This window comes from Salinicola sp. V024, assembly GCF_052645315.1.
Genome location: NZ_JBQXYB010000001.1, coordinates 461,544 through 486,937, shown reverse-complemented (window position 1 = coordinate 486,937; position 25,394 = coordinate 461,544). Strand labels below are relative to the sequence as shown.

The following is a 25,394-nucleotide window of genomic DNA, read 5'->3' as shown; positions in this document are numbered from 1 at the left end:
CCAATGAAGACAGAAAAGGAAACCGCATGAAACTGCTACGCCACGGCCCCAAGGGTCAGGAAAAGCCCGGCATCGTCGATGCCAACAACACGGTCCGCGATCTCTCCGGCAAGATCGACGACATCGCCGGCGAAGCCCTCTCCGATGAGAGCCTGGCACAGCTGGCCAAGATCGATATCGACAGTCTTCCGGAAGTCGCCGCCGGTACTCGCCTTGGCCCCTGCGTCGGCCGTGTCGGCAAGTTCATCTGCATCGGATTGAACTATTCCGATCACGCTGCCGAGACCGGCGCCGAAGTGCCGGCAGAACCGGTGATCTTCAACAAGTGGACCAGCGCCATCTGCGGCCCCAATGATGACGTGGAAATTCCCCGCGGCTCCCAGAAGACCGACTGGGAAGTGGAACTCGGCGTGATCATCGGCAAGGGCGGTCGCTACATCGACGAAGCCAATGCCATGAGCCACGTCGCAGGCTTCTGCGTGGTCAACGATGTCTCCGAGCGCGAGTATCAGCTCGAACGTTCCGGCACCTGGGACAAGGGCAAGGGCTGCGACACTTTCGGCCCGCTCGGCCCCTGGCTTGTCACCCGCGACGAGATCGCCGATCCGCAGAATCTGGACATGTGGCTCGAGGTCGACGGCAAGCGCTATCAGAACGGCTCGACCCAGACCATGGTGTTCCAGGTTCCGCACCTGATCGCCTACTTGAGCCGCTTCATGAGCCTGCAGCCGGGCGACGTGATCTCCACCGGCACCCCGCCGGGCGTCGGCATGGGCCAGGACCCGAAAATCTTTCTCAAGCCGGGTCAGACCATGCGCTTGGGAATAGAAGGTCTGGGTGAACAGCAGCAACGCTGCGTCGAGAGCTGATCAGCCGATAGACCCGCCCGCCGACCTGCCGGCGGGCTGTTACGCCCCGATTGACCATACCATTGGGCCTATTTTCGTCAGTTTTCTGTCGATTGCCGCCTCAAGGAGCGCTGTCATGCAAGTCGTCGTCTGTTCGAAGCCGAACGAGATGGCCGTCATCGACCAGCCGGTGCCCGAGTGCGCGCCCGGCGAGGCGCTGGTGGCGATTCGCCGCATCGGTATCTGCGGTACCGATATTCATGCCTTCGGCGGTAATCAACCCTATTTCGTCTACCCCCGCGTGCTGGGCCATGAGCTCAGCGGCGAGGTGGTCGCCATGGCCGGCGATGTCGCACCCGGCCTGGTCGGCCAGTCGGTCTATGTCATCCCCTACCTGCACTGCGGCGAATGCCGAGCGTGCCGTCAGGGCCGTACCAACTGCTGCCAGAAACTCGAAGTGATCGGCGTGCATCGCGACGGCGGCATGGCGACGTTTCTCAATGTCCCCGCCTCGCATCTCATGCCGGTGCCGGGCCTGTCGACGGAAGCCCTGGCGCTGGTCGAATGTCAGGCCATCGGCGCGCATGCCGTGCGTCGCGGTCAGGTCGAGAAGGATGAACTGGTCGTGGTCGTCGGCGCCGGACCGATCGGCATCGGCGTGCTCCAGGTCGCCAGAAGTCGCGGCGCGCGGGTGGCGATGATCGATACCAATCGTGATCGGCTGGCGCTGTGTCGCGATGAACTGGGTGCCGATGCGGTCTGGCATGCCAGCGAGGACGACGTCATCGCCGAGATCGAGGCGATCAACGACGGTGCACTGGCCGACGTGGTGTTCGATGCCACCGGCAACCCCGCCGCCATGAATCGCGGTTTCGATTTCGCCGGTCACGGCGGGCGCTACGTGCTGGTCAGCGTGGTCAAGGCCGAGATCACCTTCAGCGATCCGGACTTCCACAAGAAGGAGCTGACCCTGCTGGGCAGCCGCAACGCCACGCGGGAGGACTTCGAAACCGTCACCCGGCTGATGGCCAGCGGCGACATCCTCACCGAACCCTTGATCACCCATCGGGGCCGGCTCGAGGACCTGCCGACCTTGATGCCGCAGTGGTGCGCGCCCGGCAGCGGTGTGGTCAAGGCGATGGTGACGCTCGAAAGCGCGGGACACGATGACCCGGTGGAAAGGCATTCATGAGTGACACCATCGGCACCGACAGCCCGGCCCGGCTCGCATCGCCCTGCGCATTCACCCACTCGACAACGTGGCGGTAGCGCTGACCGATCTTCCGGCCGGCCGCCGAGTCGTGATCGACGATCGCGATATCGCGCTCGCCGACAACATTCGCCACAAGCACAAGTTCACGCTCGAGGCGCTCTCGCCGGGAGCTATCGTCACCATGTATGGCGTCACCGTCGGCAAGGCGACGCGTGCCATCCCCGCAGGAGGCATCATCAGCGTGGGCAACGTCGCCCACGCTACGCAAAGCGACGACATCCAGCCCGGCAGCAAGGCCTGGACACCGCCCGATGTGACACGCTTCCAGGGCACCACGTTCGACGGCTTCCACCGCCCCGACGGCAGCGTCGGCACCGCCAACCTCTGGCTAGTCATCCCGCTGGTGTTCTGCGAGAACCGCAATATCGAGGTGCTGCGCCAGTGCGTTGCCGATGCGCTGGGCGACGACCCTTATCGTGACTACAAGCGCATGGCCCGGCAAATGCTGGACGGGATGCTCGATGACACGCTCGACGGAGAGACCTCGCCGGATCCTTTCCAGGCGCAAGCGCCACGACGCTTTCCCAACGTCGACGGCGTGCGCTTTCTGACCCATACCCTCGGCTGTGGCGGCACCGACGACGATGCCGAGGCACTGTGCCAGCTGCTCGCCGGCTACATCTGCCACCCCAACGTGGCCGGTGCGACGATACTGAGTCTCGGTTGCCAGAAGGCGCAGATTCAGATGCTCAAGGCGGCGGTGGCCCGACGCGACCCGCAGCAGCTGCGCACGGTGGACTATTTCGATCAGCAGTCTTCACCCAGCGAAGAAGCGCTGATTCGCAATGCGCTGCAGTCGATCTTCGACGGTCTGGCGGCCGCCGATCGCATTCGGCGTCAACCGGCCCCTCTCGCCAAGCTCACGCTCGGGGTCGAGTGCGGCGGTTCCGACGGCTTTTCCGGGATCTCCGCCAATCCGCTGGTGGGCGGCGTCGTCGACCGATTGGTCGCACTCGGCGGAAGCGGCATGCTCGCCGAGTTCCCGGAGCTCTGCGGCGTCGAGCACGAACTGGTCGCCCGCTGTGTCGATGCCGCGGTCGCCGAGCGTTTTCGCGGTCTGATGCAGGCCTATCAACGCCACGCCGCCGCGGTGGGCGCCGATTTCTCCATGAACCCGTCGCCCGGCAACATTCGTGACGGCCTGATCACCGATGCGATGAAATCCGCCGGTGCGGCCAAGAAAGGCGGCGATGGGCCGGTGGTCGACGTGCTCGATTACACCGAGCCACATCGCCGCCCTGGCCTCAGCCTGCTCTGCACGCCGGGCAACGACGTGGAATCGACCACGGCGCTGGCCGGATCCGGCGCCAATCTGATCGTCTTCACCACCGGTCTCGGCACGCCCACCGGCAACCCGGTAACACCCGTGCTCAAGATCGCCAGCAACAGCGAACTGGCGACGCGCATGCGTGACATCATCGATTTCGACGCCGGCCCCATCGTGCGTGGCGAGCGCACTATCGATGAGCTGGCCGAGGAACTCCTGACACTGTGCCTCGAGGTCGCCTCGGGCCGTCATCGTTCGCAAGCCCAGCGACTCTCCCAGCACGACTTCATCCCCTGGAAGCGAGGAGTCTCTCTATGAGTCTCTCCAAGAACAAGAACCCCTACCGTGATGCCGGGATCGTCCAGTTCGGCACCGGGCGTTTTCTGCTCGCCCACGTTGACGCACTGGTATCTGAATCACTGAAGCGTGGAGACAGCAACGAACGCATTCTGGTGGTGCAGAGTTCAACTCGCGAAGAAGGCAAGCGCAAGGCGCGCCTGCTCGCCGAGCAGCGCCACTACCCCGTGCGAATTCGCGGCCGGCGCGACGGCGAGACGATCGACCGCGAGCAGACCGTCGACAGCGTCGCCGGCTGCCTGATCGCCGTCGAGCAGTGGGACGCCCTCAAGCGACATGTGGTCGAACACGCCCGAATCATCGTTTCCAACACGGCCGATAACGGCTACGACATTGGCGACGACTCGAGTCTCGCGACAGTGCCGACAAGCTTTCCGGGCAAGCTGACCCACCTGCTTCGCGCGCGCTTCGAGGCCGGTAACGACGGCCTGACGATCCTGCCGTGCGAACTGATCGAGCAGAATGCTCAGCAGTTGAAATCGCTGGTGATGTCGCTGGCTCGCCGAGACAGCAAAATCAAGGGCGACAGCGAGGCCTTTCTGGACTGGCTGGAACACCGCTGCGTGTGGGCCGACACGCTGGTCGATCGCATCGTCTCAACCGCTCTCGAACCCCTCGGCGCGATCGCCGAACCCTATGCCCTATGGGCAATCGCCCGTCAGCCAAGCATGGCGGTTCCTTGCGCGCATCCGGATGTCGAAATCGTCGATGATCTGGGACCGCAGGCAACCTGCAAGCTGCATATTCTCAACCTCGCACACTCCTATCTGGTCGATCGATGGCAGCGCGCCGGCCAACCGGTCGAATTCGTGCGTGACGCCATGCAGAACGATGCGCTGGTCGACTCGCTGCGTGTCGTACTCGATCAGGAAGTGCTGCCGACGCTGGCCGTCGAACTGCCGCTGGCTCAGCTTCAGGCCTATCGGGATACCACGCTGGAGCGGTTTGCCAACCCATTTCTCGATCACCGCCTCGCCGACATCGCCCAGAACCACGCCGCCAAGCGGCAGCGACGTCTGCAACCGGTGGTCGATAAAGCGCGCCTTCAGGGGCGTGCCACGCCCGGCCTCGACGAGGCGCTGACATGACGGGCTCGACCTCCGAAAGCACGACGATTCATCCACCGGCAATCACCAGGCCACCGGCAACATCCACTCGGCTAGCGGCTCATCGACCGACAGCCCCTCGACTGATAACCAGTCAACCAATAACAAGCCACCGATCGACTACATCAGGAGCATGCCCATGAGGACCCATCGATTCTTCCGATTCACGGCTTCGCTCGCCCTGGCGGGCGTGAGTACCCTTGTCCTCGCCAGCACCGCGCAGGCCGCCACCGAAATCCGCGTTGCCTACGGCAATCAACCCGGCGAGCCGGTCGACGTCGCGGTCAAGGAATGGGCGAAAAGCGTCGACAAGGCCAGCGACGGCGAGCTGACGCTCAAGGCGTTTCCCGCCAGCCAGCTCGGCGGCGAAACCGAGGTGATGGAGCAGGCCCGTTTCGGCTCACCGCTGATCACCATCACCGCCTACTCGAACTTCATGAGCTCGGTGCCGGATCTCGCCGTGCTCGACGCGCCCTACCTGGCCGACGATTTCGACAGCAAGCTCAAGGTTTTCGACTCCGACTGGTTCGCCGAACAGGAGAAGAAGGTCGAGGCATCCGGCTACCATATCGTGATCCCCAACAGCGTCTATGGCGTACGCCATCTGCTCTCGCGCGAAGCGGTGTCGACGCCGGAGGACCTGGCCGGGGTCAAGATTCGGGTCCAGAACTCGCCCATGTACGTCGCCGCGATCAAGGCGATGGGCGCCGTGCCGACCCCGATGTCGCTGGGCGACGTCTATCCGGCACTGGCCCAGGGCCTGGTCGACGGCGTCGAAAACCCGCTGCCGGTGCTGTACGGCGGCAAGTTCTATGAAGTCGTCAAGAATCTCAACCTCACCGCCCACATGCATACGGTCGCACCGTTCGTCACCGGTGAAGCGTTCTGGGAGCAGTTGAGCCCGGAAGATCAGAAAATTCTGACCGAGACCGGCCAGGAGATGGCCAAGAATCTGCGGGGGCTGGTCGAGAAGGAAACCGACAAGTCGCTGCAGCAGTTGAAGGATGCCGGCGTCCAGATTCATGAGGTCGACACCGCTCCGTTCCGCGAACGCGCCCAGAAGGAAATTCCGGCGGCCTTTCCGCAGTGGAGCGACGGGCTGTATCAACAGGTCAGCGACATCATCAACGGCTGATCGAGCCTCGATCCCAGCATGACAGCGCCCCGCTCCACGCCGAGCGTGGGCGCTATGGAGTTGACCATGCAAACGCTTTTCAAGGCGATCGACCGCTTGATGCGGCTCGATGAGGTCGTCGCCAGCCTGGCGCTGTTCGGGCTGTTCGTGGTGGCCATCGCCAATGTCTTCATGCGCTACCTGTTCTCGTCGCCGCTGGCCTGGAGCGAGGAGATTCTGCAGCTGCTGATGGTGTGGGCGACGTTCCTCGGCGCCAGCGCGCTGGTTCGTCGTAACGAACACGTGCTGATCGGCCTGCTCAACGAGCGATTGCCGGCACCCGTCGCGCGCTGGAACACCCGCATTTTCAACGTCGGCATCGTCATGCTGTGCGCCGCCGCGATGCTGTTCTGGGGGCTGGAACTACTACCGTTCTCGCGTTTCCGCAGCACGCCGATGCTGCAGATTCCCTACTACTGGATTCACGTCGCCATTCCGATCAGTGCCGCCATGATGCTCTACCACGGCCTGGTACGCCTGATCACCAATGATCGGCTGGTTACCAGTGACCAAAACATGGCGTCCCCGGCAGCGATTCCCGAGACCGCCGCCACCAAGGAGTGATAGCAATGGCCGTTGGAATCGCGCTCGTCGCGCTCTTCGTTCTGTTCTGCCTGGGTACGCCGGTGGCCTTCGCCCTGTTCGCGTCGAGCCTGGCCTATTTTCTGATCGGCGCCGACCAGCCGATGGTGACGCTGATCCAGCGCCTTGCCGGCGGGCTCGAGTCGATTTCGCTACTGGCGATTCCGTTCTTCATCATGGCGGGGGTGTTCATGAACCACTCCGGCATCACCGAGCGCCTGCTGACGCTGGCCGAGCTGATGACCCGTCGAATGCACGGCGGTCTGGCCCAGGCCAACGTGCTGTTGAGCACGTTCATGGGCGGGCTGTCCGGCTCCAACATCGCCGACGCGGCCATGAACGCCAAGCTACTGGTGCCGAGCATGACTGCGGCCGGCTATCCCAAGGCGTTTTCGAGTGCGATCACGGCCTCGTCGTCGCTGATCACCTCGACCATTCCGCCGGGGATCGCGCTGATCGTCTACGGCTACGTCAACAATGTCTCCATCGGCCGGCTGTTTCTCGCCGGTGTGGTGCCCGGCGTGCTGATGGCGGTCGCGATGATGGTGCTGGTCTCGATCCAGTGCCGCCGTCTCGGCTATCAGAAACCGCGTCGCGAACGCGTATCGCGCCACGAATGGATCAGCGTCACCCGTGCCGGGATCATCGCCCTGCTGCTGCCCGTGGTGGTGATCGGCGGCATCCGCGTCGGTGTCTTCACGCCGACCGAAGCGGGCGCGATGGCTGTGCTTTACGCCCTGATCGTCGGGCTATTCGTGTATCGGCAGATGGGGCTGGGCAGTATCGCCGTGGCGACCCAGGAATCGCTGATGGCCTCGGTCAACGTGCTGTTCATCATCGCGGTCGCCTCGGGCTTCGCGCGCGTGTTGACCTGGGAGCAGATTCCCCAGCAGATCGCGCTGATGTTGTCGTCGGGCGTCGGCAGCGCCGTGGCGTTTCTGCTGATCGCCAACGCGCTGCTGCTGATCCTTGGCATGTTCCTCGAGGGCAACGCGATCCTGATCGTGCTATCGCCGCTGCTGGCACCCGTGGCGGCGCAGTTCGGCATCGATCCGGTGCACTTCGGCATCGTGTTTATCCTCAACGCCTCGATCGGCACGATCACACCGCCACTGGGAACGGTGATGTTCACCACCTGCAGTATCACCGGTGTTTCGATAGGCGCCTTCATTCGCGCGATCGTGCCCTACTGGCTGCTGCTGGTCGCCCTGCTGCTGGTCGTGACGTTCGTACCCGCGGTGTCGCTGACGCTGCCCAACTGGGTGTTCTGACCCCGATGCGGTGCCTCGAATAAAGGCTCTCGAGTACGACCATGGGCGTATGTCGACCTTTGCCGTTCGCAAAGCGCGTGACGGGATGGGTAAGATGGAGTTGAGACAGCCAATGTTGACCATACGGCTCAACCGACTTCGACTGCCGAGAACCGATTTTCGTGAAGGACGCGCCAACACCCCGTTCCCCTCAACGCCCCAGCGTTGCTGAAGCGCTGGCCAAGGAGATCTTCGCCGGGCTTTACCAGCCCGGCGATTTCGTGCCCAAGGAGATCGATCTGTGCGAACAGTTCGCGCTCAACCGTTCGGCGGTGCGCAGCGATCTGCGTCGGCTGGTGGATGCCGGCATCATCGAGCGTATCTCCGGCTACGGCTCGCGGGTCCGTGCCTACTCCGAATGGAATATTCTCGACCCTCGGGTTACCGAGTGGATGGTTCAGTTCGCCACGCCTAACCCCGGTATCCAGCGCGAGATCCTGACCTTCCGGCTCGACGTAGAACCCTATGTGGCGATGACGGCGGCCAAGCGCGCCACCGCGCGGGACCTGGTGGCGATAGAAGAAGCTTTCGAAGGCATGGGCCACGATTTCCACAATCCGGAGTCAGCCAACCGGGGGCGACTGCAAAGCGACCATGACGTCGCGTTTCATGTCGCCATCTTCAAGGCGACGCACAATATCGTCTGGACCCAGCTGTCGCATATTCTGCGTCCCTCGATTCATCTGCTGGTGCAGACATCCAATGTCAGCGCCAGCGATCCCGAGCAGAGCCTGGAACGCCATCGGTATTTGATGGAATGCATTCGCACCCGGCGGCCTCGAGACGCCTTCTTCGCGTCGGTAGCCGTGCTGGAAGGCACCGCCGACGCACTGGGGATGGAGATGCCGGAAACCTTGCTGGGAGAGGTACCGGCGGCCCTCGAGACTTGACCAGCGTTACCATTTATCGACACACAACGATTCGTCGATTCGAGCATCACCTCTGCGATGCCCGTCCCGTTCCCACAAGAGGACAAGTGTATGGATCTCGGTATTCGCGGCCGCTGGGCCATCATCTGTGCGGCCAGTCAGGGGTTGGGCAAAGATTGCGCGATTGCTTTGGCAAAAGAAGGCGTCAATCTGGTCGTCAATTCACGATGGCCACGAGCCTTCAGTGCTCAGACCAATATCCCCGATCCCAAATATCCTCAATAGCCACCTTCAAACGCCTTGAGGGCGTTTTACCGGGAACGATACGAAAGGCTTGATTTCCTTGAGCACGAACATGCTCTGCATTTCCTTGATGCCGGGTAGCTGCCGAACATTGGACATTGCAAAGTCGGCGAACGAGTCCAGATCAGGCGCCACCACCTGCAACAGGAAGTCGGCATCGCCACCGATGCTGTAGCACGCAACGACATCTTCCAGCTCCATCACTTCCCGCTCAAACTTCTTCGCCTCGGCCTCGCTATGACGGTCGATTTTGATCCGTATGAACACCATGACTCCCAGCCCGATCTTTCGGCGATCCAAAACCGCCCGGTAGCCCTGGATGTAGCGTTCCTCCTCCAGCAGCTTCACCCGACGCCAGCATGGGGAGGCAGACATGCCGATCTGCTCGGCCAGCGTCTGATTGGTGACCCTGCCATCTTGCTGCAGGGAGGTAAGGATTTTCACATCTGTCGGATTCAGCGCGAGATCGGTCACAAATTCCACCTATTGGCTTGATTTAGGTAAACTCTACCACTTTTCACCTAACTTCCAATAAAAACAGAAAACTCTTTCCCGGTCGGATGACGTAGAATTCTTCGCCTAGAACATCATGCGCGATAACTATTGTGCCGCATTCTTTATTGCATGTAGGGCACGTCGTTTGAGCCAATCAATAATTTGATAGTCGCCTTTGCGAAGCGCGATGCGGGGATGAAAAATGATTCTCCACCTAGTGGTTTTCAAACTTAGCAACCCTTTCCAATGGTGTGATGACGAAGTTGTCGATGCTGAAGCAGCGACACGCCAACATCCAAAGCAGATCAAAGAAATCAATGGCTGGTTTTGTGCCCGGAATATCAGTCTGCGCGAACAAGCCATGGACTTCGTGGTGATGGGGCTATTTGAAAACCAAGAGGACCTTTCGGCATATCTGATTCATCCCGATCATCAACAGGGTGTTCGAAAGTGGAAGAAAATTGCCAGTTGGGAAGTGGTGGATATTGATCTCGGCAGCGACACGACAAGGTTCTTCGGGTTACTCAATGGTATTGCCAACAACCGTGTAGCACTCGTATAGAGCTAAATAGTTTTTGAACACAAAGGAGAGAACAATGGATTTCGATGCTGCCATTCACAAGTGCGTCATTGTGGTCGACAAAGCACTTGGGGCGGGACATGCAGCCAATGCCGTCAGCGTGATTGGCGTCAGCATGGGACGCTCAGTAGAAGGTCTGGTTGGGCCAGACATGCGAAGCAAGGACAACGTGAATTACCCCGGCGTCATCTACTCGCCCTTACCTATTCTGCTCTCCAGCAACGAACTGTTGCGTGAAACCCTGGAGGAGGCGCTGGTGGACGAAGAAATCAACAGCATCCCGTTCAGTGCCTTGGCGCAATCCTGCAAAACCTATCAAGAATACGAAGAGCGTATTTCAGAAGCGGACAGCTCTTCCATTGAATTGGTTGCTGTTGGATTGATCGGGCCAAAGAAAAAAATCAGCAGACTAACCGGCAGTCTTCCACTATTCAAATAACAAGGAGGCCATCGTGTACGCCTTATTTAAGCCCGAACTACTAGAACTGGCTCGTGCGACTCATAAACAACATGAATTATTTGAAACTGGTAGGATTTCCGCCAAAGAACTGAGCAATATCCAGCTGGAACGGCTCAAAAGTACGCTTCGCTATGTCAAAGCGAACACGCCTTTTTACCGGAACGAGCTTTCTGTTCTGTCTGATTCAAATATAGATAGCTTGGACTGGGATTCATTTCGAGAACTGCCATTCACTACCAAGAATGATTTGCGCACTGCAGGGTATGGCATGGCTGCTGCTCAGTTGACCGAAGCCTGGACCTACTATGAGACCACTGGCACCACGGGCGGGGCCACACCTTGTCCGCGCAACGAGCAGGACTCCATATCCAACAACACCCCGCTGATACTCCGCTATGGTGAGATTTTCCGTGCCCATGGCCCGCAGCATATTGTCGGCGTGATGGGGCCTACGGAATTGCATTCGACCGGCGATACTTTCGAGGATGTGTGCCGCAGTTTGGGCCACACCGTCGTGAAAATGTGGCCGCGTTCACCCGTCGTAGGGCTGGATCGCGCGATGGCGCTGATCAAGGAGCTGAAGATCACCGCTCTAGTCTGTACGCCGGCCATCGCTATCAGCTTGGCCAAACATCTGCTCCGAAGAGATTGCGTACCTTCCGATTTGGGCGTGAAACTGATTTTCACTTTGGGCGAGCTCACCACGCCTGCCTTGCTGCGTAATATCGGCGAAATTTGGGGCAGTGCCGTCTACAACTGCATGTATGCCTCACAGGAATCATCGATCCTGGCCGCAAGCGACAAGGATGGAAACCTCTGCACGGTTCCCTTGAACGTCGTTTATGAAGTGATCGATCCTCTAACGGAGCAAGTCTTACAACCTGAGGATGCCAGAATGACTGGCGAACTGGTCATCACTCACCTGTATCCGGGGCAGAAACCGCTGATCCGCTATCGCACCGGCGATATGGTCAGAGCTCAGGTAATGGATCAAGGCCAGTGGTACATCGTTCCCATCGGCCGGGTCAGAGACACCTTGGTGATCAACGGCAGCAACCACTGCGCCTACGACATCGAAGCTGCACTGTTCGAAAACCTCAAAGGCTGCCTAGACTATCACATTCAGGTCGAAACCGTTGCGGGTGCCGATCAGTTGAGCGTCACGCTGGAACTGGAGAACAACAGCGTAACCCAGAACAACCTGGAGACCATTACCAGTTCCATGGCGGACAAGCTGAATGCCAATGTTCGCATCACGGTTGGCTCGACCGATGCCGTTACAGGCACTGCGGCGATGGTCAGTTGGAAGGCCGCCAGACTCCATGATAAGCGCCAGGGCAGTGATAACCAGGAGCGCGAAACCGCAATGAAGATTGCTGCGCGGGGAGCCTGACCATGGCTGACTCGTTAGGCACTGCCTTATCTGCCTCACACAAACCGCACCCTTGGGTATATCTGGATGGAGAGGTTGTAGCGGCTGCAGAAGCTCGGATATCTACAACGACTCAAGCGTTCAATTACGGCACCGCCGTTTTCGAGGGCATTCGCGCCTATGCCACTACCAATGGCGAACTGAATGTCTTCAGGCTGGATGATCACCTGAAGCGCCTGGAGAGTTCGGCCCGGCTTCTGCAGTTGGAAGACCTGCCGCGACGCCCGGCGATGAAGGAAGTCATTCTCGATCTGCTGCGGCGCAACCAAGTATCGACCGATAGCTACATCAGACCGCTGGCCTACAAGAAGGCGCTGATGCCCGGCTTCGGTTTCGGCGTCAAGCTAACTGGCGTCAGCACTGGCTTGGCAATCAACACCCTGGCCATGGGGGCCTACATGCCTGCAGAAGGCATTCGTTGTGCTGTTTCGAGTTGGCGCCGTATTCCCGACTGTTCACTCCCCGCGCGGGCAAAAATCACCGGCAGCTATGCAAATTCGGCCCTGGCCATGGAGTCTGCACAGCGCATTGGCTGTGATGACGCGTTGATGCTGAATGTGCATGGCAATCTGGCCGAATCGACCACTTCCAATGTTTTCATCGTCAAGGATGGCAACCTTATCACTCCCCCTTTGAGTGCCCACATTCTCGAGGGCATTACACGCGATACGGTCATTACTCTGGCCAGAGACGAACTGGGGTTGAAGGTCATCGAGCGTGACGTCTCGTTTTCCGAACTGTTCTCGATCGACGAATGCTTTCTGTCCGGCACCGGCGTTGAGGTCGTGCCAGTGACGCAAATCGACCACTACAAACTGCAAGAAAGTGGCGTGGGAGAAATAAGCACTGCAATCAGGAGGCTCTATCTAGAAACCGTAAAAGGTCTGAATACCAAGTACACCCATTGGCTGACCCCGGTATCAAATTGAACTCACTGGAGACTCGTGACTATGGACAACAGATTCCTGAATCTGGGTATTGGAGATTGGCGCGACTTCATCGTTCACACATTGGGACCCAACGGAACCAGCAGTGAAGCCGCCGCCGGATTCTTTGCCGAATGGTTCGAGCAGCGATATCCCGGCTCGCGTGTGCGGCTCAAACTCAGTGATTCTTACGAAAAAGCCCGTTCCAGCATGGAAAAAGACACCCCAGCGGTGTTGATCGTGGCCAATGCCTATCCAGACATCCACAACTTCTACATGGAACCGCAACTCAGCTTGGTCGCAACCTTTGTATTCGATACGCCTTTGTACGGATTGGCGAGCAAGGGGCCATTGACGACCAGCAAACCAACCATCGCAACCCACCCGGCGCCACGGCTCCTGATCGAAGAATTACTGCCCCAGGGCCTGGAAGTTGATTCCGTGATCCTCGCACTTTCCACTAGTGCCGCCGCTGCCGCAGCAGCCAGAAGCGAGGTGGATGTGGCCCTGACCACGGAAGTGGCGGCCAACATCCATGGGTTGCATTTCATCTCAAATACCCGTCCGATCCGGATGCTCTGGTCTGTCTTTGCTCATACGCGCTGGAGCACACGGCTAGCCGAAGTCAACCCGTACAGGTTGAACGTGGAGCTCGCCCTCTGATTGAACCGCCATTGGACTATCCTGCGAGGTCATGATGCCTATCTTGAAACGACACACGATCGACTCGGCACCGGAAAAAAGCAAAGCGCTACTCCAGAGCTCAATCGCCAGCTTTGGCTGGATTCCTAACCAGAGTGCCTATATGGCGGAGTCGCCATCTCTATTGGCAGCCTATCAGCGAGCACATGACCTGTTCATCGACAGCTCGTTGAACGAAGAAGAAAAGGCCGTTGTATGGATAACCTGCGGTGTCGAAAACAACTGCGCTTACACGGTTCAGGCACATGCCTACATTGCCTTGTCCAAAGGCGTGGACGAGCGCGTGGTCGACGCCGTTGCGCACGATTTGCCCAGCCTCGATGACGGGCTCCGGGAGTTGCACAACTTCACTCTGAAAGTGATTCACTGCCGCGGTCGTCTGGGAAAACAGGCAATAGATACCATCCTTCAAGCCGGTTTCAGTAAACAAAACATGTTGGACGTGATTCTCGGAGTTTCACAGAAAAACATGTCGACCATTCTGAACAATATAGCCGATACGGAAATCGACGCTCGCTTCAAGTGGGATACCTTTCGAGGAATCAAGCAGACGGGCGAGCTTGAATGATGCGTCACGTGGATGGCGACTCAATCAGGAAACTCCTGGATTTCAAACTAGGCATCCGGCTTAGCGAGGAGGCATTCAGGCTGCACTCCTCGAATCAGGTAGAACAGCCGCTGCGCACAATCGTCAGAGGAAGCGAAAACGAGCTGTTGGGCGTCATGCCTGCCTATATCAAATCCGGTCACTACCAGGGGTTCGGTTTGAAATCGGTGGTCGTCAGGCTGGGGGCCGAGATTTGTGGCCCATCTCATCTGGGGAGCGTCCTGATCTATGACGAGACCGGCGCATCCCCGGTCGTTGCAGTCGATGCTGGAGCGATCACTGAAATCCGCACGGCGGCAGCTTCGGCATACGCGACGAGCCTTCTTGCCGCGCCCAACGCCAGCCGCCTGGCTATTCTGGGCACGGGCTTACAGGCCCGCGCCCATCTCTTGGCAATGCAAGTCGTCAAGCCGGTCAACCAACTTTCCATATGGGGGCGCACCGAAGCCGCCCGCCAGGAATTTGCCACCTGGAGCAAGCGCTACTGCAATTTTCCGATCTCAACTCACGCCACGGTGGCCGAGGCAGTGCACGACAGCGACATCATCTGCACCACCACAGCCGCGAGCTCTCCCATCCTGACCCGTACTGACCTGCCTGCACAGTGTCACATCAACGCAATTGGCTCTTCAGCTCTTGGCTTTCAAGAGCTGCACGAAGACATGTATGAGCACAGCGCCTTGTTCACAGACTGCAATCGTTCGGTACTTGCCTCAGCAGAATGCGTGATCAAGGCCGTTCAGAAAGGCCTGCTGCCTGCGCCGGAGGTCGGAACAGAAATCGGCACCCTGCATGCCAGTCACACGCCACTAAATGAGCAGCCCGTGAGTATCTTCAAGTCGGTCGGACTGGCAGTCCAGGATTTGGTCTTTTCACGTGAGGCCATCAGGCGGCGGCTCTTCACATGCCACTGCCCTCCATAACCATTTCATTAGGATCGTGACATGCTCGATTTAACGCAGGTGTTTTCCTATTCGGTAGCGCTGGGTATTGCTGCTGCCGTTCCCGGCCCTGGTATGGCCGCCCTGGTCGCCCGCAGTGTCAGTGGCGGTGCCATTTCGGGCTTTTTCCTACTGCTCGGATTGATCCTGGGTGATCTAATTTATCTCTCTTTTGCGGTCTTTGGTCTGGCGATGATCGCCGAGCATTTCAACGCACTGTTTGATGTGGTGCGTTGGGGGGCAGCACTATATCTCTGCTATCTAGCTTGGCAGTTCTGGTTCGCCAACCATCAAGCGATAGAAATGGAAAAATCGGCGAAGAAGAGGGAACTGCTGTCGGCAGCATTGTCCGGGCTAACCATTACGTTGGGCAACCCTAAGACTATCGCCTTCTACTTGGCAATCTTGCCACTGGTCATCGACCTGAAGGGAGTCTCGTTGCAAACTTGGGCGGTGATGCTGGCGCCTCTTACCGTTCTGGTGTTATTGAGCGTTGGCGCACTGTTCATTGTCGCCGCGGTACGTGTTCGACGCTGGCTGTCGAGCCCTCGCGCCCAACAGAACCTGTTTCGCGGCGCGGCAACGATCATGGTGGTAGCAGCAGCATCCATGTTGCGTCACTAAGGAAGCCAATGGACAGCCTCCGTGATGGCTTCTTTCCACGTGCCGGCAAGTACGAGCATGCCGGCGTCCCAGGCTAACGGGATCCCTCCCGACCGCGCGTCGGTGGTCAAGAGTTGGGCGGCGCCCGGCGCGCACCCTGGCAATGCGGCTACTGACGGAGTCACGTTACCTGCTGCGGGGAGCAATGCAGCGCAGCACGCGCAGGATTCCGATCGCTGGCTGACCCAGGAGGCTGGTCAGCAAAACCGCTTCCGACAAACTGCGTGCGCCCCCATCTGGGAGCTGATACCGATGATCGAAGCGCCTAAGAGGCGCCCGCAGCGGGTTGACCGGATTCGTCGCCGGCACCGCGCGCCAATCGAGCCTGGCCAGTCGCAACGTCACCCTCAACAATCTGCTCCCCGGCGCCTTCGATACCCAGCGACTGAGAGGCGGCATAGACAAGGCCGCCAGCAAGACCGGTCGCTCCCACGAGGAGATGGCCCGAGCGCGTATGGAGGCCATTCCCGTCGGGCGCTTCGGCACGCCCGAGGAGTTCGGCCAGGTCTGCGCCTTTCTCTGCAGCCAGCAGGCCGCCTACATGATCGGGCAGAACGTGCTGCTCGACGGCGGCGCCTACCCGGGGACCTTCTAGGACGCCCGAAGCCGCGCCGCTGTTCCACGCGACCGAGACCGCGCCATTGTCCAAAGCGCCCATCCACTGCGCGCTGAAGTCCAGCTCCTTGGCGCCAGCCTCTGCGCACCACTACGGTATCCAAAACGCCGGACTCGAAAGCCCGGCGTTGTCGATTTTTCGAATGTCAGCAGCAGGTGGCTCGTGGCTCGTCAGTGGTTGTCTCGCGGTAGATCCCAGGCGATGGCGCGATATTTGGTCGCCGGCGCGAGCGTCATGCCGCGATCGAGCTGTTCGACCATCGAGCGCTGGATCTCCTGCCACGGCGTCTGGTGATCACGATAGGGATAGCCGCCTTCGGCCTCGAGCTTGGCGCGCCGCGCCGCCAGTTCGTCGTCGCCGATCAGCAGATTGGCTTCGCCACGCTTGAGATCGATGCGGATCCTATCGCCGGTTTCGAGCAGCGCCAGCGCGCCACCGGCCGCCGCTTCCGGCGAAGCGTTGAGAATCGATGGCGAGCCGGAAGTTCCCGACTGACGGCCGTCGCCCAGACACGGCAGCGATTCGATACCCTGCTTGATCAGCGCTTCCGGCGGCTGCATGTTGACCACCTCGGCGCCACCGGGATGGCCCACTGGACCGGCGCCGCGCATCACCAGAATGGTGTTCTCGTCGATCTCGAGCGCCGGATCGTCGATGCGCGCGTGGTAGTCCTCTGAGCCATCGAACACCGCGACCTTGCCCTCGAATGCGTCGAGATCGCCGGGGTTGGAGAGGTAGCGGCGACGGAAATCGTCCGAGATCACGCTGGTCTTCATCAGCGCCGAGTCGAACAGATTGCCCTTGAGATTGAGGAAGCCCGCCGACTCCACCAGTGGGTGGTCATAGCGCAGGATGACGTCCTCGTCCTGCGTCTCGCGACCCCGACAGTTGTCGCCGATCGTCCGGCCGTTGACGGTCAGCGCATCGCCGTGAAGCCGCCCTGCCGTCAGCAACTCATGTACCACGGCCGGAACGCCGCCCGCCCGGAAGAACTCCTCGCCCAGATAAGCGCCCGCCGGCATCACGTTGGCCAGCAGCGGGATATCGTGGCCGAGTCGCTGCCAGTCATCGTTGCTCAGCTCGATTCCGGCATGGCGGGCAATCGCGTTGATATGGACGGGCGCATTGCTCGAGCCGCCCAGCGCCGAGCAGACCACGATGGCGTTCTCGAACGCCTCACGCGTCATGATGTCGCTCGGACGCAGATCTTCCCATACCATCTCGACGATGCGCGCGCCGGTGGCGTAGGCGACCATCGGCCGCTCCTTGTAGGGCGCGGGAATCATCGCCGAACCCGGCAGGCTCATGCCCAGCGCTTCGGCCATCGAGTTCATGGTCGAAGCCGTGCCCATGGTGTTGCAGTGCCCCACCGACGGTGCCGAGTCTGCGATCCGAGCCAGGAATTCGGGATAGTCGATCTCGCCGGTCGCCATCCGCTTGCGCAATTCCCAGACGATGGTGCCGGAGCCAACGCGGTCCTTGCCGCGCCAGCCGTTGAGCATCGGCCCACCGGAAAGCACGATCGCTGGAATATCGGCAGTGGCGGCGGCCATCAGACAGGCCGGCGTAGTCTTGTCGCAGCCGGTGGTCAGCAGCACGCCATCGAGCGGATAGCCGTGGAGCACTTCGACCAGCCCCAGATAGGCGAGATTGCGATCCAGCGCGGCGGTGGGTCGGCGCACGTTCTCGTGAATCGGATGCAGCGGAAATTCGAACGGCACGCCACCGGCCGCTCGGATGCCGGCCTTGACCCGCTCCACCAGTTGAATGTGATGGCGGTTGCAGGGCGTCAGATCGGAGCCCGACTGGGCGATACCGATGATCGGCTTGCCCGAAGAGAGCTCCTCCAGGGTAATGCCGTAGTTCATGTAACGCTCTAGACACAGCGCCGTGGTACCGGCGTGCTCGGGGTTGTCGAACCACCAGCGCGACCGCAGCTGGTCGGGGGTTCGGCGGGGACGTTGGGGCATGTTCGAAACTCTCTCAAGCAAATTGATAGTCGTGGCAGCTGCAAAGTTGCCGTCTGGCCGCTGTAACGTGAATGCAACGGTGGAAGCTGCCAGCCAGGGGCGACGATGGGCCGGGGTTACAGCGCTTTCGCCGCTGAATAGCCGAAGTCCGCTTCGCTACCCAGGGTGTTGCGCAAGGGTCTGCCCAGCGCCGGCAGGTCGATCTCGTAGCGATCACCCGGCTCGACCACGATCTTGTCGGCGAAGCTCAGCGTGGCGGTACCGAAGAAATGCACATGCACGTCGCCCGGCCGGCGAAAGTTGCGGTACTTGAAGTGGTGATGCTCGAGGTTGGCCAGACTGTGGGCCATGTTGCCCTCGCCGGTCAGGAACGGTTTTTCCCACAGTGTGCGCCCGTCGCGCACGATCCGGCTGGTGCCTTCCAGATTTTTCGGCAGTTCGCCGATGAACAGTTCCGGGCCGAAGCTGCAGGCGCGTAGTTTGGAGTGCGCCAGCCACAGGTAGTTGAAACGCTCGGTGACATGATCGGAGAACTCGTTGCCGACGGCGTAACCGACTCGCCACGGCTGGCCGTTTCTGCCGATCACGTAGAGGCCGGCGAGTTCCGGTTCTTCGCCGGCATCCTGAGCAAAAGCCGGGGACGGAATCTCGGTTTCCGGTGCCACCACGCAGTCGCCGTCTCCCTTGTAGAACCATTCCGGCTGTGGCCCGACCTCTCCCGCCTTCGGCTTGCCGGCCTCGACACCCATGCGGAACATGCGCATGGAATCGGTGAGTTCACTCTCATCGACCTTGTCGGCCGAATGCATCGCCGAACGCGTATCGGCACTGCCGAGATGGGTCAGCCCCGTCCCCGTCACCAGACAGTGCGCCGGATCCGGGTGCGTCAGTGGGGGCAGCAGACGGCGCTCATCAATGAGCTTGGCGTAGTCGAGCCGGGTTTCGGTCAGCGCGGCTTCGACCACCGACGTCAGCGGCTTGTCTTCGTCGATGGCGCGCTTGGCCAGGCCGTAGACGCCTTCATCAGCATTGACGACCTGAACCTCCCGTTCGTTCAGGACCACTGCCACGGTCAGTCGATCATCGTTCAGACACTGTATCAGGCGCATTACCTACCTCCTCGAGTTAACTACGATTCGCACTACCGATTCGCACCACCGCGCTAACGTCCCTCAGCGGCAATCCAGTTCAGTGAACGCGTTCACTGAATGCGGCGCAACAACCACCCATGACGACGCCATGCCTATGTTGAACATATGACAGATAAGTACAACATAGACTTTCGGAGCAAATACGCTCAACGCGAACCAGCGTAATCTAGATACGACGGCCAACCCTCGACATCTGCTCCTCATCGGTTTTATTGCCGAATGATGTTGATAAATCAAGGCAAAATAGAACGCCTAAACAGGACCTTGATGGCTATCTCTAAATAGATCGTTCTGCCTTTTGGGCGGCAGTAATACCAATGTCTATCCAATACGCTTATTGCATTCAATAGTCATAAACCATAGCTTCATTGAGCGAAAAGCCCGTCAATAACCACACAAAATATCGCTCCCCAGGAGATACGCCATGAAGACGTCGATCACCCGAACTCATCTCGCAGGATTGCTGGGCCTGTCGTTGCTGCTGCCACTGCCGGCAATGGCGGACTATCCCGAAAAACCGATCACGCTGATCGTCCCCTGGGCCGCGGGCGGCGGAACCGATGCCACCGCCAGAACCATCGCCGCGGCACTGGAAGAGGAACTCGGTCAGACGGTTAACGTGGTCAACCGCACCGGCGGGAGCGGTGTGGTGGGACATACGGCCATGACGATGGCCAAACCCGATGGCTATACCCTTGGCCTGATCACCGGCGAGATCAACATGATGCACTGGCAGGGGCTGACGCAGCTGACCTACCAGGATTACACCCCCATCGCCCAGATCAACTATGACTACGCTGGCATCCAGGTTGCCGCCGATGGCCCGTTTGACTCTGTCCAATCACTCGTCGATCAGGTCAAAAGCGAACCCGCTCGAACTTATACCGCTTCCGGCACCGGCCAGGGGGGCGTGTGGCACCTGGCTTTCGCCGGTTTCCTGCTGGATCAGGGCCTGGAAGCCGACCGCGTCTCCTGGATTCCCAGCCAGGGTGCTGCACCGGCGATGACCGAGATGGCCGCCGGCAGTATCGACATCGTCCCCAGCTCGGTTCCCGAAGGGCGTTCGATGGTCGACGCTGGCAAAGCCAAGAGCCTGGCAATCATGGCACCGGAGCGACTCGACAGCTTTCCCGACGTACCCACGCTGAAAGAAGCTATCGGCAGCGACTACACCATCGGTGAATGGCGAGGTATCGCCGGCCCGAAGGGTATGGACCCGGCCGTCGTCGATACGCTCGAGAAAGCGGTCGAAGCTGCCTACAGCAGCGACACCTACCAGAGCTTCATGTCCAAGCAAGGGTTTGGCACGGAGTGGCGCGGTGCGGACGATTTCGGCCAGTTTATGGCCGAACAGGATGAACGCTTCGGCAAGATCGTCGAGCAGGTAGGCCTGGCCAAGTGATCCGACGACCCGACCGGGAGACGACTTCATGAGAGACTTCCTGCTCGGACTGGCGTTCGTGATCGGCGGCGGCGTGGTCATCGCCGTCGCCCGGACCTATCCAACGATGCCTGCCCTGCAGTTCGGGCCTTCACTGTTCCCCTCGCTGATCGGCGGGGGAATGGTGATCGGCGGACTGGTGCTGGCGTTGACTCGGGTCGGTCGGCTCAGGAGCGCGTTTGCCGGTCCCCGATCCCAGACGACGAGCTATGACTATCGCAGCCTGTTGATCTCGCTGCTGCCCTGCGCGCTGATCGTGTTCTATATCCTGACCAGCGAGTTCCTGGGCGCTCCTCTATGCATGGCATTGAGCATGCTGCTCCTGATGCAGGTGCGTGGCGCCAAGCTGTGGCTTTCTCTGATCGTATCGATCGTTATCGCAGCGGCGATCTATCTGCTGTTCTCCCGCTACCTGCTGATCCCGCTGCCGGAAGGCACCCTGCTCTCTCAAATCTTACCTTAGCCTGGTGATCGCTCATGGACGCTTTTCTACAAGGCCTGGCAATGGTGTTCAACGCCCAGACGATGCTGGTCATCGTCGCGGCGTCCGTATTCGGGCTGTTCGTCGGTGCCATTCCTGGCTTGACCGCCACCATGGCGGTGGCGCTGCTGGTGCCGATCACGTTCTATATGGATGCGACCCCGGCCATTGCCGCTATCGTCGCGACGTCGGCGATGGCGATCTTTGCCGGTGACATTCCCGGAACCTATCTCAATATTCCCGGCACGCCAGCTTCGGCGGCCTATGTCGGAGAATCCTACCGGCTCGCCCAGAAGGGCCGAGCTCGGGAAACACTGGGCACCAACCTGGTCTGCTCGGTCATCGGAGGCCTGTTCGGTACGCTGGTACTGGTTTTCGTCTCGCCTTCGCTGGCGGAGATGGCGCTCAACTTCAGCTCGTTCGAATACTTCTGGCTCGCGCTGCTCGGCCTGAGCAGCTCGATCTTCATTGCCATCGGCTCAAGGGTCAAAGCGTTCCTTTCGCTGACGGTGGGCCTGCTGCTGTCAACGGTCGGTCTCGACATGATGAGCGGCGCGCCGCGCTTCACCTTCGGCGTGCCCGATCTGATGGCCGGAGTCAATTTCATTCCGGTAATGATCGGCATGTTCGCGCTCAATGAGATCATGATGTTCTACGGCTCGCGGACGGAAGCACGCCACGTTCCGGTGATGACCAAGGATAGCGTCTTCTCCATGGCGCCGAAGCATATCAGGACCTACTGGCGCAACATTCTGCGCGGCAGCTCATTGGGCACTTTGATTGGCGCCTTGCCAGGTGCCGGTGCAGATATCGCAGCCTGGATCGCTTACGCGATGGGCAAGAGTCGCTCCAAGGAGAAAGAGAAGTACGGTACCGGCCATATCGAGGGTATCGTCGATGCCAGCTCCGCCAACAACTCCGGTATCAGCGGGGCCTGGGTCCCGGCACTGGTATTCGGCATCCCCGGGGATACCATCACCGCCATCGTGATCGGCGTGCTTTACATGAAGGGCATGAATCCCGGCCCGACGATCTTCATGAATGGCGGCGGTCAGGTCTACGCCCTGTTCACGGTGTTCTTCGTCGCCAACCTGATCATGCTGCCCATCGGCTATCTCGCCATTCGGGCCTCGAAGGTCTTCATTCTGACTCCACGCAAGATGCTGATGCCGTTGATCCTGAGTTTCTGCATCGTCGGCGCCTTCGCCATCAACAATTCGATCACCGATATCTGGATCATGCTGATCATCGGGATGGTAGCGTTCGTGCTGGCACGCAACGACTTCCCCATGGCACCTGCCATTCTCGGACTGGTACTCGGCAGTACGCTGGAAAACAGCTTCATGAGTTCGATGCTGAAATCCAATGGCGACATGCTGGCCTTCTTCGAGCGTCCCATCAGTGCCGCGCTGGGCGCACTGGTCATTCTGATCTGGGTACTGCCGTCGCTGATCCGGCTGTTCCGCCACTGGCGCCGTCCATCGCAATCTTCTCCCGAAAATGATCGCAAAAACTATCGCAAGCCGAGGTCTTCATGACACGTTATGACGCCGCCAACCTGCGCTCTACGCTAACCACTCTGTTCGCGGAAAACGGCGCGAGCCCCGAGGTTGCGGAAACCACCGCACGCATTCTGGTCGAGGGTGACCTGCTCGGGCATCACACCCACGGGGTGAAACTAGCCAACGGCTATCTCAAGGATCTCAAGGCGGGGCATGCCTGCGGCGACCACACGCGGCTCGAGATTCACCAGAACAGCCCGGTCGCGGCGCTGTTCGACGGCCACTACCTGCTGGGCCCCTATCTAGTCCAGCGCGCCCTAGACCAGTGTCGGGAGGCCGCCAGCGCGTTCGGCATCGGCATGGTCAGTCTCAGGCGCTCGCATCACATCGCGTGTCTGGCCGCGTATCTGCAGCCGCTGGTCGAGGCCAATCTGATTCCGTTGATTCTGACCTCGGACCCTGCGGTCGCTTCGGTGGCGCCCTACGGCGGCCTGGATCGCGTGTACACGCCCAATCCGTTGGCGATCGGCATCCCCGGGCGCGAGCAGCCGCTGCTAATCGATGTCAGCATGTCGACCATCACCAACGGCACGGTCGGCAAGACCCGCGCCGCAGGCGACCGGCTGGATCATCCGGCTATCCTGACCGGCCACGGCGAGGTCAGCGACGATCCCGAGGATTACTTCGCCTCTCCCGAAGGGAGTATCCTGCCCTTGGGTGAGCTGGCGTTCGGCCACAAGGGCTTCGCACTGGGGCTGATGGTCGAGGCATTGACCTCGGCGCTCTCGGGCTTCGGTCGCAAGGACTCACCCGACGGCTGGGGCGCGTCGGTGATGGTCATGGTGATCGATCCGGCACGCTTCGGCGGCGTGGAGCCCTTTCTCGACGAGACCGATCACGTGGCCAGACGTTGCCTCGACAGCCGCCCGCGCGACCCCGAAAAGCCGGTTCGCCTGCCTGGCCAGGCAGGGCTGGCCCGCCGCCGAGACTATCTCGACAACGGTATTCCGTTGCCGACGGATGTTGTCGATGCCATGCGCGAAGCCGTGGCAGACTCGTCCCTGGCGCGAACGACACCGTTCGGCTGACCGCTCAGCGTTCATCCCTTCCCTTTTCCCAAGGAGTTCGTTTTTTCATGGCTTCAACCACTCACGATGATTGCCTTCCCGACGATGCCGAACGAGCGCTGCTGGTCGGGAGAGCCTGGCTCGCCGATGGCGCCGAGTCCACCGTCAACCGCGCCGGCCCCGCCGTGGTGGCAGTGCGCGGCGACGAGCTGATCGATCTCTCCGACCATGTCTCGACCATGGCCGATCTGCTGGAACGCGACGATGCCGCCTATCTGGTTCGCGAGGCACCGGGCAACACAATCGGCACGCTTGACGAGGTGCTGGCCAATGGTCACGGCGATACACCACGAGCGCCCTACCTGCTGGCACCGTGCGACGTGCAGGCGATCAAGGCGTGCGGCGTCACCTTCGCGGTCAGCCTGCTGGAGCGGGTGATCGAGGAGCAGGCGGGCGGTGATCTCAAGCGCGCCGGCGAGCTGCGCCAGGAGATCCAGTCGCTGATCGGTGGCGATCTGTCGCGAATCAAGCCCGGCTCGGAGGAGGCGATGGCGCTCAAGGCAGAACTGCAGGCGCGCGGTGGCTGGTCGCAGTACATGGAAGTCGGCATCGGCCCCGACGCCGAAGTCTTCTCCAAGGCGCAGCCGCTGTCGGCCGTCGGCCACGGCGCCCGCGTCGGATTGCACCCGGCTTCCGAATGGAACAATCCGGAACCGGAGATCGTGCTGGCGGTAGATGCCGAGGGGCACGTCCGCGGAGCCACGCTCGGCAACGACGTCAATCTGCGCGACGTCGAGGGCCGCAGCGCCCTGCTGCTGGGCAAGGCCAAGGACAACAACGCGTCGTGCTCGATCGGCCCGTTCATCCGTCTGTTCGATGATCACTTCGGCATCGATGACGTGCGCAGTGCCCAGGTATCGCTACGCATCGAAGGCAGCGACGACGACTTCGTGCTGGAAGGAAAGAGCGACATGCGCGAGATCAGCCGCGACCCGCTGGATCTGGTGGCGCAGACCTACGGCTCCCATCACCAGTATCCAGACGGTTTCATGCTGTTTCTCGGCACCATGTTCTCGCCGATCCAGGATCGCGACAGCGAAGGTCAGGGCTTTACCCATCATCTCGGCGACCGCGTGACCATCGCCACGCCCAAGCTGGGAGCGCTGACCAACGTCGTCGATCGCAGCGATCGCCTGCCCCCCTGGACCTTCGGCATCCGCGCGCTGCTGGCCCATCTCAGTCAGCGCTGAGGCGCGACTTCCGGGAAACCT

Annotated in this window: 26 protein-coding genes; 23 read left to right on the top strand and 3 right to left on the bottom strand. The window is 60.5% G+C overall.

Annotated elements, in window-relative coordinates:
- Positions 1-26: 26 nt before the first annotated feature.
- The 9 genes from ACUN9V_RS02235 to ACUN9V_RS02195 all read left to right on the top strand — a co-directional run bounded on the left by ACUN9V_RS02235 (position 27) and on the right by ACUN9V_RS02195 (position 9,071).
- Positions 27-869, top strand: a complete 843-nt coding sequence (locus tag ACUN9V_RS02235; RefSeq protein ID WP_445510200.1) for a fumarylacetoacetate hydrolase family protein — start codon at positions 27-29, stop codon at positions 867-869.
- A gap of 115 nt (positions 870-984) precedes the next feature.
- On the top strand, positions 985-2,040 hold the full coding sequence (locus tag ACUN9V_RS02230) for a zinc-binding alcohol dehydrogenase family protein (protein WP_445510199.1): 1,056 nt from the start codon (positions 985-987) through the stop codon (positions 2,038-2,040).
- A gap of 67 nt (positions 2,041-2,107) precedes the next feature.
- Entirely contained in the window at positions 2,108-3,706 is a 1,599-nt protein-coding gene (locus tag ACUN9V_RS02225) for a UxaA family hydrolase (protein ID WP_445510198.1), read from the top strand.
- A complete protein-coding gene (locus ACUN9V_RS02220; protein ID WP_445510197.1) occupies positions 3,703-4,833 on the top strand; it encodes a mannitol dehydrogenase in 1,131 nt (376 codons plus the stop codon). The genes ACUN9V_RS02225 and ACUN9V_RS02220 overlap by 4 nt, the downstream gene beginning before the upstream one ends.
- A 157-nt stretch (positions 4,834-4,990) precedes the next feature.
- The gene (locus ACUN9V_RS02215) at positions 4,991-5,986 is read left to right on the top strand and encodes a C4-dicarboxylate TRAP transporter substrate-binding protein (RefSeq protein WP_445510196.1); all 996 of its coding nucleotides are present in this window, start codon (positions 4,991-4,993) and stop codon (positions 5,984-5,986) included.
- A 66-nt stretch (positions 5,987-6,052) separates the two neighbouring features.
- Positions 6,053-6,589 carry a TRAP transporter small permease gene (locus ACUN9V_RS02210; RefSeq protein WP_445510195.1) on the top strand — a complete coding sequence of 179 codons (537 nt, stop codon included), beginning with the start codon at positions 6,053-6,055 and terminating at the stop codon, positions 6,587-6,589.
- A 5-nt stretch (positions 6,590-6,594) separates the two neighbouring features.
- On the top strand, positions 6,595-7,878 hold the full coding sequence (locus ACUN9V_RS02205) for a TRAP transporter large permease (RefSeq protein ID WP_110658187.1): 1,284 nt from the start codon (positions 6,595-6,597) through the stop codon (positions 7,876-7,878).
- Positions 7,879-8,039: 161 nt separating this feature from the next.
- Positions 8,040-8,807, top strand: coding sequence for a FadR/GntR family transcriptional regulator (locus tag ACUN9V_RS02200; RefSeq protein WP_445510194.1), 768 nt, complete (start codon positions 8,040-8,042; stop codon positions 8,805-8,807).
- A 90-nt stretch (positions 8,808-8,897) separates the two neighbouring features.
- On the top strand, positions 8,898-9,071 hold the full coding sequence (locus ACUN9V_RS02195) for a hypothetical protein (RefSeq protein ID WP_445510193.1): 174 nt from the start codon (positions 8,898-8,900) through the stop codon (positions 9,069-9,071).
- Positions 9,072-9,077: 6 nt separating this feature from the next.
- Here ACUN9V_RS02195 and ACUN9V_RS02190 read toward each other — a convergent pair whose 3' ends face one another.
- The gene (locus ACUN9V_RS02190) at positions 9,078-9,563 is read right to left on the bottom strand and encodes an Lrp/AsnC family transcriptional regulator (protein WP_445510192.1); all 486 of its coding nucleotides are present in this window, start codon (positions 9,561-9,563) and stop codon (positions 9,078-9,080) included.
- Positions 9,564-9,786: 223 nt separating this feature from the next.
- Here ACUN9V_RS02190 and ACUN9V_RS02185 point away from each other — a divergent pair, with 223 nt between their 5' ends.
- From ACUN9V_RS02185 to ACUN9V_RS02145, 9 genes are all read left to right on the top strand, one after another.
- Positions 9,787-10,146 (top strand): Dabb family protein, encoded by a 360-nt coding sequence (locus ACUN9V_RS02185; protein ID WP_445510191.1) that lies wholly within the window; start codon positions 9,787-9,789, stop codon positions 10,144-10,146.
- Between the two features lie 34 nt (positions 10,147-10,180).
- Positions 10,181-10,603, top strand: coding sequence for a DUF2000 domain-containing protein (locus ACUN9V_RS02180; protein ID WP_445510190.1), 423 nt, complete (start codon positions 10,181-10,183; stop codon positions 10,601-10,603).
- Between the two features lie 13 nt (positions 10,604-10,616).
- Complete coding sequence (locus tag ACUN9V_RS02175; protein WP_445510189.1) at positions 10,617-12,017, top strand: phenylacetate--CoA ligase family protein; 1,401 nt, start codon at positions 10,617-10,619, stop codon at positions 12,015-12,017.
- 2 nt (positions 12,018-12,019) lie between these two features.
- Entirely contained in the window at positions 12,020-12,985 is a 966-nt protein-coding gene (locus tag ACUN9V_RS02170) for a branched-chain amino acid transaminase (RefSeq protein ID WP_445510188.1), read from the top strand.
- Between the two features lie 21 nt (positions 12,986-13,006).
- On the top strand, positions 13,007-13,645 hold the full coding sequence (locus tag ACUN9V_RS02165) for a bacilysin biosynthesis protein BacA (RefSeq protein WP_445510187.1): 639 nt from the start codon (positions 13,007-13,009) through the stop codon (positions 13,643-13,645).
- A gap of 34 nt (positions 13,646-13,679) precedes the next feature.
- Entirely contained in the window at positions 13,680-14,252 is a 573-nt protein-coding gene (locus ACUN9V_RS02160) for a carboxymuconolactone decarboxylase family protein (protein WP_445510186.1), read from the top strand.
- Positions 14,249-15,214, top strand: coding sequence for an ornithine cyclodeaminase family protein (locus ACUN9V_RS02155; RefSeq protein ID WP_445510185.1), 966 nt, complete (start codon positions 14,249-14,251; stop codon positions 15,212-15,214). The genes ACUN9V_RS02160 and ACUN9V_RS02155 overlap by 4 nt, the downstream gene beginning before the upstream one ends.
- A gap of 21 nt (positions 15,215-15,235) precedes the next feature.
- Positions 15,236-15,856, top strand: coding sequence for a LysE family translocator (locus ACUN9V_RS02150; protein WP_445510184.1), 621 nt, complete (start codon positions 15,236-15,238; stop codon positions 15,854-15,856).
- Between the two features lie 325 nt (positions 15,857-16,181).
- Positions 16,182-16,490, top strand: coding sequence for an SDR family oxidoreductase (locus ACUN9V_RS02145; protein ID WP_445510183.1), 309 nt, complete (start codon positions 16,182-16,184; stop codon positions 16,488-16,490).
- A gap of 191 nt (positions 16,491-16,681) precedes the next feature.
- On the opposite strand, the gene ACUN9V_RS02140 is transcribed toward ACUN9V_RS02145, so the two are convergent.
- Complete coding sequence (locus ACUN9V_RS02140) at positions 16,682-18,481, bottom strand: IlvD/Edd family dehydratase (protein WP_445510182.1); 1,800 nt, start codon at positions 18,479-18,481, stop codon at positions 16,682-16,684.
- A gap of 116 nt (positions 18,482-18,597) precedes the next feature.
- Positions 18,598-19,590, bottom strand: a complete 993-nt coding sequence (gene araD1 / locus ACUN9V_RS02135) for an AraD1 family protein (protein ID WP_445510181.1) — start codon at positions 19,588-19,590, stop codon at positions 18,598-18,600.
- A 466-nt stretch (positions 19,591-20,056) separates the two neighbouring features.
- Here araD1 and ACUN9V_RS02130 point away from each other — a divergent pair, with 466 nt between their 5' ends.
- Genes ACUN9V_RS02130 through ACUN9V_RS02110 form a run of 5 tightly spaced genes read left to right on the top strand, consistent with a single transcriptional unit; the run spans position 20,057 to position 25,373 of the window.
- Positions 20,057-21,034, top strand: coding sequence for a tripartite tricarboxylate transporter substrate binding protein (locus tag ACUN9V_RS02130; RefSeq protein ID WP_439284727.1), 978 nt, complete (start codon positions 20,057-20,059; stop codon positions 21,032-21,034).
- A 28-nt stretch (positions 21,035-21,062) separates the two neighbouring features.
- On the top strand, positions 21,063-21,536 hold the full coding sequence (locus ACUN9V_RS02125) for a tripartite tricarboxylate transporter TctB family protein (protein ID WP_075563507.1): 474 nt from the start codon (positions 21,063-21,065) through the stop codon (positions 21,534-21,536).
- 14 nt (positions 21,537-21,550) lie between these two features.
- Positions 21,551-23,092, top strand: a complete 1,542-nt coding sequence (locus ACUN9V_RS02120) for a tripartite tricarboxylate transporter permease (protein WP_110658206.1) — start codon at positions 21,551-21,553, stop codon at positions 23,090-23,092.
- Positions 23,089-24,144 (top strand): Ldh family oxidoreductase, encoded by a 1,056-nt coding sequence (locus ACUN9V_RS02115; RefSeq protein WP_439284725.1) that lies wholly within the window; start codon positions 23,089-23,091, stop codon positions 24,142-24,144. The genes ACUN9V_RS02120 and ACUN9V_RS02115 overlap by 4 nt, the downstream gene beginning before the upstream one ends.
- 47 nt (positions 24,145-24,191) lie before the next feature.
- A complete protein-coding gene (locus tag ACUN9V_RS02110; RefSeq protein ID WP_445510180.1) occupies positions 24,192-25,373 on the top strand; it encodes a fumarylacetoacetate hydrolase family protein in 1,182 nt (393 codons plus the stop codon).
- Positions 25,374-25,394: the final 21 nt, after the last annotated feature.

Bases quoted from the DNA above. Each gene is read 5' to 3' on its own strand.
- ACUN9V_RS02235 (WP_445510200.1), top strand. From the start codon at position 27: ATGAAACTGCTACGCCACGGCCCCAAGGGTCAGGAAAAGCCCGGCATC.
- ACUN9V_RS02230 (WP_445510199.1), top strand. From the start codon at position 985: ATGCAAGTCGTCGTCTGTTCGAAGCCGAACGAGATGGCCGTCATCGAC.
- ACUN9V_RS02220 (WP_445510197.1), top strand. From the start codon at position 3,703: ATGAGTCTCTCCAAGAACAAGAACCCCTACCGTGATGCCGGGATCGTC.
- ACUN9V_RS02215 (WP_445510196.1), top strand. From the start codon at position 4,991: ATGAGGACCCATCGATTCTTCCGATTCACGGCTTCGCTCGCCCTGGCG.
- ACUN9V_RS02210 (WP_445510195.1), top strand. From the start codon at position 6,053: ATGCAAACGCTTTTCAAGGCGATCGACCGCTTGATGCGGCTCGATGAG.
- ACUN9V_RS02205 (WP_110658187.1), top strand. From the start codon at position 6,595: ATGGCCGTTGGAATCGCGCTCGTCGCGCTCTTCGTTCTGTTCTGCCTG.
- ACUN9V_RS02195 (WP_445510193.1), top strand. From the start codon at position 8,898: ATGGATCTCGGTATTCGCGGCCGCTGGGCCATCATCTGTGCGGCCAGT.
- ACUN9V_RS02185 (WP_445510191.1), top strand. From the start codon at position 9,787: ATGATTCTCCACCTAGTGGTTTTCAAACTTAGCAACCCTTTCCAATGG.
- ACUN9V_RS02180 (WP_445510190.1), top strand. From the start codon at position 10,181: ATGGATTTCGATGCTGCCATTCACAAGTGCGTCATTGTGGTCGACAAA.
- ACUN9V_RS02170 (WP_445510188.1), top strand. From the start codon at position 12,020: ATGGCTGACTCGTTAGGCACTGCCTTATCTGCCTCACACAAACCGCAC.
- ACUN9V_RS02165 (WP_445510187.1), top strand. From the start codon at position 13,007: ATGGACAACAGATTCCTGAATCTGGGTATTGGAGATTGGCGCGACTTC.
- ACUN9V_RS02160 (WP_445510186.1), top strand. From the start codon at position 13,680: ATGCCTATCTTGAAACGACACACGATCGACTCGGCACCGGAAAAAAGC.
- ACUN9V_RS02155 (WP_445510185.1), top strand. From the start codon at position 14,249: ATGATGCGTCACGTGGATGGCGACTCAATCAGGAAACTCCTGGATTTC.
- ACUN9V_RS02150 (WP_445510184.1), top strand. From the start codon at position 15,236: ATGCTCGATTTAACGCAGGTGTTTTCCTATTCGGTAGCGCTGGGTATT.
- ACUN9V_RS02140 (WP_445510182.1), bottom strand. From the start codon at position 18,481: ATGCCCCAACGTCCCCGCCGAACCCCCGACCAGCTGCGGTCGCGCTGG.
- araD1 (WP_445510181.1), bottom strand. From the start codon at position 19,590: ATGCGCCTGATACAGTGTCTGAACGATGATCGACTGACCGTGGCAGTG.
- ACUN9V_RS02130 (WP_439284727.1), top strand. From the start codon at position 20,057: ATGAAGACGTCGATCACCCGAACTCATCTCGCAGGATTGCTGGGCCTG.
- ACUN9V_RS02125 (WP_075563507.1), top strand. From the start codon at position 21,063: ATGAGAGACTTCCTGCTCGGACTGGCGTTCGTGATCGGCGGCGGCGTG.
- ACUN9V_RS02120 (WP_110658206.1), top strand. From the start codon at position 21,551: ATGGACGCTTTTCTACAAGGCCTGGCAATGGTGTTCAACGCCCAGACG.
- ACUN9V_RS02115 (WP_439284725.1), top strand. From the start codon at position 23,089: ATGACACGTTATGACGCCGCCAACCTGCGCTCTACGCTAACCACTCTG.
- ACUN9V_RS02110 (WP_445510180.1), top strand. From the start codon at position 24,192: ATGGCTTCAACCACTCACGATGATTGCCTTCCCGACGATGCCGAACGA.